The organism is Candidatus Protochlamydia sp. R18 (genome assembly GCF_000648255.1).
In the GTDB taxonomy this organism is placed as follows: domain Bacteria; phylum Chlamydiota; class Chlamydiia; order Chlamydiales; family Parachlamydiaceae; genus Protochlamydia; species Protochlamydia amoebophila.
Map to the genome: position 1 here is coordinate 21,242 of NZ_BASL01000639.1, position 15,631 is coordinate 36,872.

Annotated in this window: 11 protein-coding genes; 6 read left to right on the plus strand and 5 right to left on the minus strand. The window is 32.9% G+C overall.

The features are described 5' to 3' along the window. Nucleotides 1-13: 13 nt before the first annotated feature. Together TY19_RS03090 and TY19_RS03095 are read right to left on the minus strand one after the other, a co-directional pair. Complete coding sequence (locus TY19_RS03090; protein WP_042280084.1) at nt 14-1,180, minus strand: DUF368 domain-containing protein; 1,167 nt, start codon at nt 1,178-1,180, stop codon at nt 14-16. Further along, nucleotides 1,180-1,623, minus strand: coding sequence for a helix-turn-helix domain-containing protein (locus TY19_RS03095; protein WP_226988475.1), 444 nt, complete (start codon nt 1,621-1,623; stop codon nt 1,180-1,182). The genes TY19_RS03090 and TY19_RS03095 overlap by 1 nt, the downstream gene beginning before the upstream one ends. Nucleotides 1,624-1,858: 235 nt before the next feature. On the opposite strand from TY19_RS03095, the gene rnhC reads away from it, so the two are divergent. From rnhC to recN, 3 genes are all read left to right on the plus strand, one after another. Next, a complete protein-coding gene (gene rnhC, locus TY19_RS03100) occupies nt 1,859-2,764 on the plus strand; it encodes a ribonuclease HIII (protein WP_042280213.1) in 906 nt (301 codons plus the stop codon). A gap of 94 nt (nt 2,765-2,858) precedes the next feature. Further along, nucleotides 2,859-3,299 (plus strand): hypothetical protein, encoded by a 441-nt coding sequence (locus TY19_RS03105; RefSeq protein ID WP_039357436.1) that lies wholly within the window; start codon nt 2,859-2,861, stop codon nt 3,297-3,299. Nucleotides 3,300-3,304: 5 nt separating this feature from the next. Continuing rightward, nucleotides 3,305-4,930 carry a DNA repair protein RecN gene (gene recN, locus TY19_RS03110; protein WP_042280086.1) on the plus strand — a complete coding sequence of 542 codons (1,626 nt, stop codon included), beginning with the start codon at nt 3,305-3,307 and terminating at the stop codon, nt 4,928-4,930. Between the two features lie 12 nt (nt 4,931-4,942). Here the strand turns inward: recN and TY19_RS03115 are convergent, their stop codons facing one another. Next, nucleotides 4,943-6,844: a hypothetical protein gene (locus TY19_RS03115; protein WP_042280088.1), complete on the minus strand. Its 1,902-nt coding sequence runs from the start codon at nt 6,842-6,844 to the stop codon at nt 4,943-4,945. Between the two features lie 375 nt (nt 6,845-7,219). Between TY19_RS03115 and TY19_RS03120 the strand changes: the two genes are divergently transcribed. Both TY19_RS03120 and TY19_RS03125 read left to right on the plus strand, forming a co-directional pair. Beyond that, on the plus strand, nt 7,220-8,182 hold the full coding sequence (locus tag TY19_RS03120) for a DUF6268 family outer membrane beta-barrel protein (RefSeq protein WP_052354747.1): 963 nt from the start codon (nt 7,220-7,222) through the stop codon (nt 8,180-8,182). 318 nt (nt 8,183-8,500) lie between these two features. Then, nucleotides 8,501-11,947 (plus strand): hypothetical protein, encoded by a 3,447-nt coding sequence (locus tag TY19_RS03125; RefSeq protein ID WP_042280089.1) that lies wholly within the window; start codon nt 8,501-8,503, stop codon nt 11,945-11,947. A gap of 59 nt (nt 11,948-12,006) precedes the next feature. On the opposite strand, the gene TY19_RS03130 is transcribed toward TY19_RS03125, so the two are convergent. Both TY19_RS03130 and TY19_RS03135 read right to left on the minus strand, forming a co-directional pair. After that, entirely contained in the window at nt 12,007-12,903 is an 897-nt protein-coding gene (locus tag TY19_RS03130) for a TIGR01777 family oxidoreductase (RefSeq protein ID WP_042280091.1), read from the minus strand. 79 nt (nt 12,904-12,982) lie between these two features. Next, nucleotides 12,983-14,398 carry a cryptochrome/photolyase family protein gene (locus TY19_RS03135; protein ID WP_042280092.1) on the minus strand — a complete coding sequence of 472 codons (1,416 nt, stop codon included), beginning with the start codon at nt 14,396-14,398 and terminating at the stop codon, nt 12,983-12,985. Nucleotides 14,399-15,315: 917 nt separating this feature from the next. Between TY19_RS03135 and gatC the strand changes: the two genes are divergently transcribed. Continuing rightward, entirely contained in the window at nt 15,316-15,615 is a 300-nt protein-coding gene (gatC, locus tag TY19_RS03140) for an Asp-tRNA(Asn)/Glu-tRNA(Gln) amidotransferase subunit GatC (protein ID WP_011175221.1), read from the plus strand. Nucleotides 15,616-15,631 lie beyond the last annotated feature (16 nt).

A 15,631-nucleotide genomic window follows, 5' to 3' on the forward strand; every position in this document is an offset into this window, starting at 1 on the left:
CGTTTTTTGCCATTTAAGCTTTAGTCGAAAAAGTGGAAAGGTATTCTACAAAAAGAACGACTCCAAATCCTATGGCTATACAAACAATAGACTTTATCAAAATAAATGAAGACAAGGAAGGGAAATAAGGAGTTTCTAAAAACAGTTGAGGCCCTTTATGAAGCTTTAAAGGAGCTAATAGATACTTATAAGTCCAAAAAGGCCAAACCGAGCGCAAGGCTCCAATCATGAAACCTGAAAGAACAGCGATACTGATATCTGGATAATTTTTTAAAAGTGCGCTTGCTATTCTTGCAAAACAAAACCCTCCTATCACAATCCCAAGCAAAAGATTGAAAAGCACCAAAACAGCTTCTTGATCTATATGTAAATATTTCAAACCGGTCACTAAATCTGCTAATGAGGCGATAATTAATGGATACACTCCCAGAAGCACTAACAAATAACTTCCCGACACTCCCGGTAAAAGCAAAGCACACACAGCAATCGCTCCACAGATAATTAACCAACCATCAAAAAAACCAACATGATGAACTTTAGCAAATTGCCGGCTTTCTCCGAGAACTTGGCCTTGCTTATCAAAAACAAGAGAAGTAGGAGTGATGTTTTTTTTCGCTGTTAGTACACTTAAATCCGAAGCTGATAAATTTTTAAGCAGTTTTCCATCGTAATTAACAAGTTCAACGGGAAAACTTCCTAAATCTAATCTGACAGCATATTTCCCTTCTCTGCTATTTGAAAGAGTGAAATCTGTTAAAAAGTAAGCTGTGCTCAAGCCAATAATCAGAGCGATCACTTTGAACCAAGACCATTTTTTGACCTGGCGAATACAAAAAACAAAAGAAGCTAAAATCAATCCAAGAAAAAGAGAATAAAGATAAATACGGTAAGTTTCGTTTGAAAGAATCCAATGCAGAAAGCTGGAAAAGAATATCATTGAGCAAGCAATCCCTGAGACGAGTGTCAATAAAAATTTCCACTGTGTTTTTTTCAGAAATTGACTCCATTGAAAAGCAAATAAAAGTTTTAAAGTATCGGTATTAAAACTTTTTAAGCTTTCTAAAAGAGCTTGATAAAATCCCATAATAAAAGCAATCGTACCACCTGAAATTCCTGGAATCAAGTCTGCCATTCCCATGCATAATCCGCAAAAAAAGAGATAGACTCCCTTAAAAGGCATCAAAGAACTCCCAAGATCTTAGCTACATACCACGCAGCAAATAAAACACCCATAAAAGCCAAAACCCACATGACATTAGGAACCCATTTGACACTCGCACCAGGGTTACTTCTGACCTCTAAAGTTCCAATTCCATAAGCAAATTCCTGTGCTTCTGGTCTATTAAAAATATAGGGTTTTTCCCTGATAATAGATTCCCCATCAATTCCTAAAAAAGAAGCATATTGTTTAAAAAAACCTTGGGCATATACGGGCGAAATTAATTTTTCCATCTCCCCTTCTTCTAAAGCTTGTAAATAGACCATTCTGATTGAAGTTGCATTCTCAGCTTCTTTTAAAGAAATCTTTAATTGTTTCCGTTTTTGCCTTAATTGCTCCCCAATTTCTTTGATCTCTTTTTGGAGAACTGGGTCTAATTCCAAGCTATTTTTTTTACGTTCCACTCTTTTCTCCTCATTTGGACTAAACTCAAGCATAAATTTATACATGATTTTACATTAGACTTCCTGCTAAATCCATTAAAATTAAAAAATGGATGAGTTCAAATGGGATTTAGATAGCAAGTAGAATTTAAATGTGATAAAGTTTTTTGCAATTAATATTTAATTTCGTCTGCGTTTTGCAAATGCGTATTCGCAGCTAGTGAAATTCCTTTTTTAGATGATTAATTTATACCTCATGAGCAGTTTGCCTCCTTTCGTTACAACACTTGACTTAAAATTAGCAGAAAAATTGCTGAACGATCTTCAACAACAAGGTTTTTCCATCACTATACCCGCCTATACTCGCTTTTCTGCCAGTAAAAAAGGATTAACATGTACTCTTTATACATCAGGGAAGTTAGTCGTCCAGGGCAAAGAGCAAGCTCATTTTATTGAGTTTTATCTTGAACCAGAAATTTTAGAGTCCTTTGGATTTAGCCATCCCACAACTAAAATAGATTTAACCCCACATATTGGAATTGACGAATCTGGAAAAGGAGATTTTTTTGGCCCTTTGTGTATTGCAGGTGTCTACATTCAGGCTAATCAATTTTCTAAATTACAAGCTTTGGGAGTCAAAGATTCCAAAACATTAAGTGATAAAACAATTAGACAATTAGCTTCTCAGATTAAAAATCTTTGCCTTTATCACATCGTCAAAATTAATCCGGCAAAATATAATGAAATTTATCAAGATTTCAAAAATTTAAATCGTTTGTTGGCCTGGGGGCATGCCACGACTATTGAGCAATTGATTCTTCAATCCGGCTGTCAAACAGTGATTGTTGACCAGTTTGCCGATGAAAAAGTAGTTTTACTGGCTTTAAAGCGAAAAAAATTAGATGTGAACCTCACTCAAAGGCATCGAGCAGAAGATGATTTAGCCGTCGCTGCCGCATCCATTTTAGCTAGACAAGCCTTTATTGATGGACTTGAACAACTAAGTAAAGAAATCCAAATTCCACTTCCTAAAGGAAGCTCTTCTGCCACACAAAAGGCTGGAAAAGAAGTATTAAGAAAATGGGGTGAAGAAAGATTAAGAAGCATCTGTAAGCAACATTTTAAAACTCTTGACGCAATTTTAGGTAAAGTCGGAAAATAGTGGCAAGAATTAGACCTTCTAACAAAATAAGTTGAAAAGTTAACATTTCGTTAGCCTTTCACTAACCAAATAATGATTAAATTGCAGGTCGTGCATGACAAATAAAACCTTAGTTTATTTAACTTTTCTTGTTTTAATTGGAATGGCTATTTTATTTGCTTTAAACATGACCTCATTATTAAGTGGTCAACCCGATAATCAAACATATTTAAAATACAATCAAGTGAGAGGCATAGCTGTTTCTCACAATAAAAAGCTTTACACACTTAATTTTAAACAACAAAATGATTTAATTGAGATATTGAACCGTGCAGTTCGTGTTGTTGGAGTTAAGCCTGGTAAAAGACAACGACCTAACATTGATCAAATCATTATTTATCAGTTCAAAGACCAGCCAGATATTGTGATCACTCCTATTGCTTATGTTGATAATAATCTTGTTTTTTCTGCACCCAGCTGGAATAAAGATACTTACTTAATGGAAATTAGTGATGGCCGATTACTGCAATTAATTTCTCAAACTTTTGATCCTTAAAATTCATGCTAAAACAACTCCGTATTCAAAATATCATTTTAGTCGAAAATGCCGATATTTCATTTAGCTCTGGCTTGAACATTCTAACGGGTGAAACAGGATCTGGTAAATCCGCTATTATGCATGGATTAAGTCTGGCAATTGGTGAAAGAGTCGATACCTCACTGATTCGCAAAGGATGCGATAAAGGTATTGTTGAAGCCATATTCGACATTGACCGTCTAGATTTGAACAATCTTCTTGAGGAAGGAGGAATTGATCACGAATCTCACCAAGATCTCATTATTAGACGAGAAATCGCGATTACGGGTAAGAATCGTATCTTTATTAATAATCAATCAGCTCAAGCCTCATTTTTGCGAAAATTAGGATCACAAATTGTTCAAATTGTCGGCCAACGAGCCAATCAAAATCTATTCAATCTTGATTATCATCGAGAGGTGTTAGATATTTATGGAGGTTTAAGTCCTTTTTTACAGCGTTATAAAGAAAGTTATATTTATGAAAATGAATTAAAAAAACGTTTAGACTTGTTGATTCAGCAAGATGCTCATCGAATGCGTGAAATAGATATTTGTAAAAGTGAATGGGAAGAGCTAGAAGAAGCTCAATTAAAATCTGGCGAAGACGAGGAATTGTTTACTGAATATACGATACTATTTAATAGTGAAGAATTATCTGAAAAAACCCGAGAAATTAACCAAGCTTTATCAGGAGAAAAAGTTTCTATTTTAGCGATCTTAAATCGCCAAAAACAAAATTTAGAATCTCTTAGTCATTTTGATCCCATTTTAAAAGAAGTTGAACAATCTTTTCAAAGTGTTTTTTTAGAGCTTCAAGAAATTTCCCATACTTTACGTCATTATCAAAACAAACTTAATCATAATCCAGAACGTCTACAAATTGTCAATGAGCGCTTAAGTCTTCTAAATCGCTTAAAACGTAAATATGGGGGAACAATTGATGAAGTAATTCATTATCAACAAGAGATTAAACAAAAACTTTTTCGATTAGAAAATACCGATATCGAAATAGAAGAACTTAAAATTGAATTACAACAAGCTCAGACAGATACGAATGATTTAGCTAGAATCTTGTCCGAAAAAAGAGTGCTACTTGCTTGTCAGCTTCAAACTGCTCTTAGCACACAATTACATTCTTTAAATATGCCCAAAGCAGAATTCAAAGTCATAATTGAACCTCAGAAAAGGACATCGATCGGAGATGATAAGATTGAATTTTTTCTTCAACCAAACGTAGGAGAACATCGAATTGCTTTAAAAGATGGCGCGAGTGGGGGAGAAATTTCTCGGGTGTTATTAGCATTACAAACGATTTTAGCTGGAAAAGAAAAAATTCTAACTTTGATTTTCGATGAAGTCGATGCGAATATTGGAGGTGAGACAGCTTCTATTGTAGGTGACAAATTAAAAGAAATTGGAAAGCAACATCAAGTCATCTGTATTACACATTTCCCTCAAGTGGCAAGTCTAGCCGACCATCACTTGCAAATTTCCAAAGTAGAAAAAGATGGCCGAACTCTCACTCAAGTCCAGAAACTCGACAAAATTTCTTGTCAACAAGAATTAGCGCGTATGGCAGGTCAAAGGTTTCTTGCTTTCTCACAATAACTCATTAATCACCTAATTTTCAATCAATTGTAACTCATTAGGAATGCGCTTTAATACTACTATGTATGCATTTCTATTTTGACAGAATTCTTCTCGAGAGATTCTTTCAATTGTTGACGCAGTATCATTGCAAACCCAATATTCATCACCTTGTTTTACGTAAGAAATATAATGCCCACAATTTAAGCCTCCTTGATGAACAACATAACTAGCTATTTCGTAGCGAGCACTTGAATGATCATTTGGTGACGGATCAAAATAAAGAGATAAATCAATTTCTAAATTTTCAGGAAAATCAACAGGATCTGTTATTTTTACTCGTTGTTCAGCATTGCCTGCAAATCTTTTTAGTTGAATAGGTAAAACATCAGGAAGTGATTTCAAACGCATCCAGGTTTGATATCTCTCAGGTCGAATAGGATCTATTTCATTCTCGACTTGTGTTAAAGCTTGCTCATTGACAATTATTCCTTCTGATGGAATAAAAGCTCGTCTATCTTCTACAGCCGCATGTACACATTCTTCTTTTTCAAATGAACAACGAATTAATTCTTCCAAACTTGATATATTTGTAACAAAAGGAATTTGGAGGATAGAAAGGGTTTCTTCACGACTTATAAATTGTCTCCCAGGCAAATCGACTGTTTCGGCAAATTTTTGAAAAGAATATGTATATTCTAAAATTTCAGTCATCAATACCTCAAATACACTAGAGGCATCTAATTGTCTTTTTAGGTTTTCCATTTCTAATTCTGGATGCAATTGAGATTTAAATAATAAATTACGCAATTTAAAAACAGATGAGCTTGGTTCACTAAAACGAGTAGCCAAAAAATAATCTACATAACTAATTTGATTTTCCGAAACTGGTTGATAGCTATTCAGTAGCAAGCTCAATTCATTTTTTAATATTTTCCTTCTTTCTAGACTTGATTTTTTATTTATCAATTCGAATTGTTTGTTATTTAAATCTTGCTCATTCAATTGCCCATTTGCTATTTCAAATTCTAGCTTAGCTATTGTTTCTTCTAAATAATCTTTTTGCAATCTATCTTTTACAATTGGCAAAGCAATCAGGGCCTGCAAAGAGCTATCTAGGTAACAACTGTTTCCTATATTTTTAAAATGAGGGGGTTTTTGTATACTTGAAGCTTGATAACCAAGCTTTTCAAATAATAACCAAATGCAATCTTGATATTCATGAGGTATCATTGAAGTGTAAGGAATAATGGCTTCTTCAATTTTTTTTGAGTCTTCATAAAGCTCTTTCATAATTTCAGGAGGGATGATGGAACCAGCTGGTAATAAAAGATTAAAAATTTCAGAAAACGCTTTAAGAATAGCTGGAGCTTCACAATCTAAATAACTTGCTAATTGATTATTTAAGTCGTCATATTTTTCTTTTAAAGCCTTAATATCATAATGAATAGGAAGAGGAGGCTGTCTTCTGCCAGTGATATCACTATAGTTTTTTAATTGCTCATAGATACCTGTAAATTCTTTAAATAAGTTGTAGAATGCATTTAAATCTCTTCTCAGAAGATTTTTTTGTTTGAATTGACAAGATAAAAGGAAAAATTGACTATCAAATTTAGCTCTCTTTAAATCAAAAGAGTTTAAAAGTTTTGTGAAAGAGTCGCTACGGACGTCAACTGAGGGAGAAAAAGCTAATCCCAAAAACGCTTCTCGTAAAACATAAATTTTTCGATCACAAATTTCTTTAATCAAATAATGACTATTCCAAATAAATTCCCTTTGCCGAATTGAACGATCCCAGATTGAATAAATTAATTTTGTAAGGGTAGTAACAATATAAGAAACATCATTTTTTCTAGAAACTTCTGGGATATGCGTGTCAGAAAATTGTGGTGTAATTGTTTTATCAGGGTATTCGATTCTTTGTAAAATTCCCATTTCATCATCTCAATAATTAAAAAATTTTAAACAAATTATCTTAGCATATAAATTAAAATTGATCAACAATATTACCACTATTTATAATTTTATAATTACTAATTTAAATTTGTTTTTTCTTACTCATAAACTCCAAATATAGATTAGTTTCAACTAATCAAAATTTAACGAAAAAATATTTTTAATTTGACGAAATTCAAAAAAATCGCTACAAGAGAACCAAATTTTATTTATGACAAGTTGACTAAAATTAGGCTACAACTAACAGTTATTGTTTTTTCAATAATGGTTAGTCGAAAATTAAATTTTAAGTTGCTTGCCTCTAGAAAAAATAAAAACTTGTTAGATATTTGTAAATTTGGGTAGGACAAGAACGTGAAAAAATTTTGGCTTTATGCATGTTTAACATTAAACTGCACTTTTTCTCTTTTAGCAACCGATATCGCTTTAGATTTTAGTGATTATGGAACAGAATCTCTAGTTAGAGATTCCAATAGTGAAACCTTTTATCATCAACCAGAGGAACAAAAATCATATCCTTATAATTTTAATGTTTACTTTGATAGCATTAGCGATGCCAAAATTGATCGAGGATATTACAAAGGTGATAAGGTTCGTTACAAGGCTGTAGAAGCAGAATTAGGAATGGTTTTCTATAATCGCCCTACCTATTCGGAAGCCGCTAATGTGGCAATCAGCTATACAGAGACATATTTACACTGGTCGGAAAATCCATGGTTTGACCAAGATCGTTTTCACACACTTTCTTTTAGTGTGGGCGGAGTGACTAAAAGACTTAGAAATTGGTTTTGGAGAAGTCAATTAGACATCAACTACGATACAACAGGAAGCTCGGTAAACTCTCAATATTTATATTATGATCTTCTCTTATGGGGTCGTTATGAATATAGCCAAAATTTTGGATTTCATATCGGTTTTATTGGCCAGACAGGCATGGGTCTAGATAAAGTTTACCCCATTTTGGGAGCTGATTGGCAAATGTCTAGAAACTGGAAATTGAATTTAGTATTTCCTGTTAATGTATCTTTAGAATACAACTTAAATAATCAGTGGTCTTTAGCAATTGCAGGTCGAAATTTTGATATTAGACACAGAGTAAAAAAAGATGAAAGTTACGGTAAATCATTAATTCGTTACCAAAATATAGGAGCAGAATTTGCAGTAAAATACAATACTGATTTTTTAACTGCGAATCTCCATGCTGGAACAACACTCGGCGGTAAGTGCCGAATTTCTAATCATAATAACCATCATCCTCATCATTACAATTTACGCCCAAGTGGTTATTTTGGCGGCGAAGTAGACATTAAATTCTAAAGAAAAAAACTTTGTCATTCAAACTTGAATGACAAAGTTTTATAGACCTAATTTCCACTAAAAATTTATTTTCATAAATTAAAATCAAGTTGACCTTGTGTTGACCTTCTATAAATCTATTAAAAATCGCAGTCCCTCTATCTCCAAGGAATTTTTAATCTAGGAACAGATTTTAACTTTCTTCAAATTATTTTCATTTTATTATCATTAAATTCTATTATAAATAAAAACCTATATTCCTTTATAAAATATTAATAAATTTATGTTTCAATAAACCTTTTATTCATTTTAATATGAATTTTACTATAGAAGGTCTTTATGAGTATTTCACTGAAAATTATCCATCAACAATTTAATGAAGCCCTTAACTCTAATCTCTATATTGGTATAAAAGAGAATAAAATTACTAAGACAAACAAAAAAGAAATTCCTCTTTCGCAAATTTACGCGATAGCTTCTGCTCAAATTTGTATTCATGCAACAAATTTGGAAAATATTAAAGATTTACAATTACTCCTTTGCGACGGAGAAAAATTTTATGCCAGATATTGCAGTCACACAAATACTTGGAAACGGTGGTTTCTAAAAAAATTGGAGCATTATTCCCCTGCCATTTTTAAATTTATTCTTCCTTGCTTATTTGCAAATGGAATTGAAGCCGCTGAAAAAAAAACTCAACAAGCGCATGAAAAATATCATAGCGAATTAAATAACCGCATTTCTATTTTGAAAACTTTACCTCATCCCTCTCCAGCTCCGACACAAATTCCTCCACCCTCAAGTCGTCTCACAGATTCTCCAACACAGGTTACATCATTTAGGCCAAATCCCATTTCTCCTACTTCCTCTTCAATGCTTCCTCAAACTTCTACTCTTTTCCACACAAAAACTTCACCAAATAACGAGCTGGAAACTGAACATTTACCCCAAGAAACAACTAGAATACCTAGCTCAGAAATTAATGAATTAAGAAAAAAAACAAAAAAATTAGCCCACGATGCAAAAGTTAAGGGTGAAAAGTGCCTCGACGTGGACCAATCACAAAAATCTATTGAACGCATTAAAACTTATTTATCGAAATTAAGTTTAGAAACTAAAGAGTCTTTGGAATCTTTAAAGGATGCGAATCATAGTCAGTTTATGCAGTCATTAAAAAAGATTTGTAAAGATTTTGTCCGTTTGACATTTTTCAAAGAATTGAAACCTTACAAAGATTCTTTTATAACTGAAACAGGTATCAGCCTTGAAGTTTTTGAATTAATTCTAAAACTTAAAACACTGTTTTTTCAAGGTTCAACGATTGATTTAACAGGAACAGTTCTAGCAGACGATTGGAAAGCTTCAAGCGAGTTTTTAAAATTTGGTTTACAAAAACTTGGTAACATTCAGAATTTTGTCTTTACAGATACATCTGATCGCAAAATTCCTGAACGACAAGTCTTTCAAAAACCACAACACATTAAATTTGACAATAAGCAACTAAACTATTTTAAACAATTTTTAGAGTCTCATGCTGACTATACGCCTCTTTCCTTGGAAATTCGATGCGAGTTTGAATGCTTTACTTTTGACACATTTAAAGATTTACTTACGCTAAAAGAAAGAATTCCTTCTATTTCTTTAATAGATTTAGAAATTTTAGATTTTAACAAAATGAATTTATCAGAAGAACAGGAAAAATATGTAATTGAAAATCTTTCCCAATTTTCACTCCCTCATCTTAAATCGTTAACTTTAAAATTGCATAAAAAAGCCTCTATTGAAGCAAAGTATTTTTCTCAATTGCTCCAGCTGTGCCCGACGTTAGATGTCATGCGGCAATGCTTATTTGCTTCTCAACAACCTAAAGACATTGATATCCCTTGTACTATCCTTTCTCAATCTTACGTGGATTTATCAGGCTATCCTCTCGAGCTTGTACAGCATCTACTTCCTCAATTTATCTATTTAGAACAATTAACACTGGACCAGAACGATTTTACTACTTTAGACTTAGAAAAACTTTATAATGAAGGACTGTTAAATTCTCTTCATACACTTGTCCTTCACAACGGAAAGCTTTCAACAGACGCGCTTTTTTTCTTAACCAAGCTCAATTCTTTAAAAATTTTAAGCCTTCCTCCTCTTTCACTAGGAAATTATTCGCTTAGTCAATTGCCAACATTTACAGATCCACAAGCAATTATCCGTTTCTATGTAAACCAACCTCTGACAAGACCTTACGCAATGGCTCTTTATACAGGACTTCCTTTGGCAGCCACTACTTTTCAAATTGTGCTTGCTCAAGGAGGAGAATCTCACGTATTTGCTCCTAATCACTTAATTTTAGATCCTGAAAGTGTTGCTTTATGGCTCCATGACAATCATTATATGCATCTACAACCACAAGTCAGTGTTCAATCAATCATTGCGGACAGTGTCGGAGAATTGAACGATTCAAACCTTGTAAGTTTTGTTGAAAAATTTCCTAATGTAAAAGAATTAAGTTTGCGTAACTGTCCAAGTTTGACCGGTACGGGAATTCGGGCATTAATAACAGAATGCCCTCAAATAGAAAAAATAGACTTGTGTGGATGCTTAGGAATCAATATCCAATTTTTGGAAAATAGTCACCACCTTATTGCAAACTCTCAGTTAATTATAGATATTTCGGATACAGGAATTTCTGCTGATGATGTTTGGATATACACACAATTTTTAAGTAAAAATCTTATTTTTGAGAAACTTTCATTAAAAATTAGGGACGAAGATTTAAAAAATAAAACACTTGAACAAATTTTAAATGAGAACCAACCCTTGCATCATCTCAATCGCATTGATTTAGAAGGTTGCACTAATTTAACAGATAAGGACTTAAGTCAACTGCTTGCCCGTTTAAATGTAGATCAAAAACAATTGGATGAATATCATTGTTTGGTTGATAATCCTCAACGGTTAAATATTTCCATTCTCAATTTAAAAGGATGTACACAAATTACAGAAAAAGCTTTCGATGATGAAATCCTTGCCGGTAAAATCGAACCGAAAATTTTAAATTCTTTAAATCAAATCGTTGTTGGCAAAACAAAACTAGAAAATTGTTCTTTATTGAGAACTATTTATCCAAAAGTGATTTTTCAAACAGAATTTACTTCTATCACAATCCAAGTTGATCCAAGTCAGCCTAATATTAATACTGAAAATTTTACCCTATTATTTCAAACTGATGACCAAGCAGAGGGTATTTCTTTTCAAACCTCTAAAAATTTATTAACAACTCAATCTAGTTACTTTAGAAAAGTTTTACGTGGTGAGAATGAGGGAACAACCTTAATTCATCAATGCGCAACGGTAGAAGCAGTAACTGTTTTAATCGATTTATTCAAGTGTCGTTCTTTTAAAGAAGATCTGGATTGGAAGGTTGCCGGACAAGTCGCTGAATTGATACGTCCAGAATGTTTAGGTTTTCCAGCTCTTTATTTTCATAAATTAATTAATCATATTCATTCGCAATTTAGTTTAGATAATGCAAATGATATGTTTTTCTTAGCTGAAAAATTAAATGATGAAAAAGGGAAAAATTTGTTTGAGAAAAAATTAATTGCCATCGCAAAACAATGTGAGGAAACTAAACTCAGCATTTTAAGCCAATTAACGCAAACATATAGTTTACAAAAACTAGAAAAATTTCTTAATCAGCAGACTCTTAGCTTAATAGAAACAGCAGATTTAGGCTTAGATTTAGATTTAGATTTAGCTATACAACTATCAAGAGAAGACATATAGGCGAATCATTCTTCAATACCAAATTATCCGGTATTTTATGTTTTGGTATTGATTATTCACTAGAAAGTTAGTATGGACTGTAAAGCTTCTTTTAAGTTAGGGTGATCGAAACGAAAGCCCTTGTCTTCTAAGATTTCTGGAATTACTCTTCGACTTTTCAACAATACCTCTTCAGCCATTTCTCCCACTATCCATTTTAAAACAAATGTGGGAATTTTAAAAAAAGTAGGTCGATGTAATACGGTTCCAAGTATTTTTGTAAATTCTCGATTTGTTACAGGATTAGGGCTGACAGCATTAATCGCTCCTTGCAACTCCTTTTGTCTAATCACATAATAAATAATCCCAATCAAATCATCTATTGAAATCCAACTCATATATTGTTTTCCTGATCCCAACTCTCCACCTAAACCCAATTTAAAAGGAGTTAGCATACTTTTTAAAGCTCCTCCTTGAGTACTTAAAACGATTCCAGTTCTTAAGAAAACTGTTCGAATTCCTGCCTCCGTCGCAGATTGAGTAGCCGCTTCCCACTGCTGACAAACGTCTGCTAAAAATCCCTGCCCCTTAGGGCTATGCTCTGTCAGAATCTGATCTGAGTGATCTCCGTAATAACCAATGGCAGAAGAGCTAATTAAAACTTCTGGGCGGGATTTTAAGCGGATTAGATTTTGGCAAAGAAGTTTTGTTCCCTTAACACGACTTTCTAAGATTTGCTTTTTTTTCTTTTCTGTCCAAATGGAAGCAATATTTTCGCCCGCTAAATGAATGACAGCCTCTACTCCTTCCAATAACTCTGGATTGATAATTCCTTTTTCAAGATCCCAAGCTATTTCACCTGATTTTAAACCAGTTTTTTTTCTGACAAGTTTGGCAATCTGATGTTGGCCCAATTTTAAAAAAGGAATCAAAGCTGATCCTATAAGGCCAGACGAACCTGTGACTAATATTTTCATTTTAATTCTTTTCCAGTCAAAATTAAGTTTATTTTCCGATTTTTAATAAATCTCTCAAAAGACTATTAAAAGATCTTAATTATAAGCGAGAGTAAGCCTGTAAAGCTTCTTCTCTAGCTTTCGCATGATTGACTATAGGTTTGGGATAGTTTATTCCTAATTCAATCCCTGATTGTCTCAATATTTCTTCAGGAGCTTCCCAAGGTTGATGTAGCCACTTCTTGGGAAGATTAATTAATTCTGGAACCCATTTCTTGACATAATTTCCTTCGGGATCAAATTTCTCACCTTGCGTAATAGGATTGAAAATACGAAAATAAGGCGCTGCATCTGCACCACAGCCTGCAATCCATTGCCATCCCATTGTATTATTCGCTAAATCAGCATCGACTAATGTATCCCAAAACCATTTAGCTCCTTCAATCCAATGAATCATCAAATCTTTAACTAAAAAAGAACCGACAATCAATCGGACACGATTATGCATCCAACCTATTTTCCAAAGTTGCCTCATCCCAGCATCAATAATAGGATACCCTGTCTGACCTTTTTGCCAAGCTTTCAAATTTTGCTTATCACTTTTCCAAGAAAAGGAATTAAACTGCGATCTTAATGGCTTTTGCGGTGTTTCTGGAAAATGATAAAGTAAGTGATGGGCAAACTCTCTCCAGCCAATTTGTCTTAAATATCCCTCTGCTCCTTTCGAAGTTGAATTTTCTTTGACAGCCTGCCAAATCATGCGCGGAGAAATCTCTCCAAAATGCAAATAAGGAGAAAGTAAGGATGTTCCATCATGATCTGGTAAATCGCGAATGTCCAAGTATTGATCTATAACTCCTGTTAATCCTTTTTTTAATAAAGCTTTAGCACTTTTAGCACCGGGAGACCAAACTTCTTTAAGTCCTTTATCCCATTTAATTTTAGGTAATAGATTTAAAGAATCAATGGACTCTGTTTGAAGTTGGCCTACAAATTTTTTTAACGGATGTGGAACAGGCAAAGGAACTTCTGGATCATTTAATTTTAAACACTGATTCCAAAATGGAGTGAATACTTGAAAAGGTTTTCCTTGTTTATTCGCAATGGTCCAAGGTTCAAACAATAAATTCCCATTAAAACTATGCGCTTTTATCCCTTGCTTTTGCAATTCTGTTTTTATTTTAGCGTCATCTTGTATTAACATAGGCTCATAACGACGATTCCAATAAACTGTATCAGCTCCGGTCTCGTGAGCAATTTCTAAAAGACTTTTTAAAGGATCTTCTTTTCGAATAATTAAAGAGAGACCTAATTCACTTAAATCATTTTTTAAACTTATTAAAGAATAATAGAGCCACCATTGACTGGCACCTCCTAATTGCCATTCTTTTTCTAGGTTAAAAACCCAATTAAATACAGGAATGACAGGCCCACCTTTCTGAGCGGCAGCATTTAAAGCAGGATTATCTTCTAAACGAAGATCTTGTCGAAACCAAACAATGGAGGGATTTGTCATAAACTACCTAAAAAACATTTTTATTACCTTTGTGTATATCCGATAAAAAAAAGAAAATCTACAATTTATATAGAAATTACTTGTCAAAATATCTTAATCAAATTTGTGTCAATTAAATCATAAAACTCAAAATAGTAAAAAAAACAATAATTTATAATCCATTTTAACTATAAATAAATTTATTTAATTTAAAAATATTAATTAATAAAATAAACATATTTAATACTTTAATAAAAAATAAATAAAAAGAGCGTAAATTTATATCAAATCACTGACTCTTTTCATCCGTATTTACCATTCACCGGATCAAATTAATCAGCAGGATTTAGATTGATTATATACCCAACATGAGTTTATTTAACTCAATTCACATAAATTTTGTTTGACGAAAGCTTGGATTTAACTATGACAGGTTTAATTCTTAACCAGTTTTAGGGCAAAGCCTCATATGGCAAGCATATGACACGAAAGATTCCGCTCGAGGTTTTTTTAAACATAATTTACAGTTAAAGTCTTAATTTAAAGAAAATTATAAAAATCAATTCCAAAAACTTTACAATCCAAGTTTCAAAGCAAAGCTTTTCCATCTTAGATGTTTTACGACAAATCCATTCAAGAAAAAATGAAAGCATTGAATCTCAATCCAATAAATGTTACTGCACTTCAAATATTGATTAATAAGTTGGAAGAATTACAATTACTAGTATTAGAAGGAAAATTTAATTTAATAGAAACTTTTCACAATGCGATTGGCTCGCTTTAAAAATTGATTTTCAACCCTCTTTTTTTTCCTAAAATTTTTAGGTTTGATATTTACTTTTTAAGCAGATTTCATCTTGGACTCTCTCTCTCTTGCATAATTTATATTACCTCATTAAAATAATCGACATTCTTATTATTACGTTTCAGAGGGACACATGGCAGAATTAGATAAGGAAACTATTCACACTTTAACACGTCTTTGCAGAATTGATTGCACAGAAGCTGAGCAAGAGGCTATTCTAAAAGATTTAAAAAATATCTTAAACTATATTGAACAGCTTCAAGAAATTGATACAGAGCACGTTTTACCTTGTAATCATGTATTGGAAGAAATGTGTAATGTGATGCGAGACGATGAAATTGGGCCTGTTTTAGCAAGAGATGTCTTCTTAGCAAACTCACCATCGCATATCGGAGGAATGATTCGCGTTCCGCCTGTGATTAAACAAGCATAACGTTTTACGAGGATTC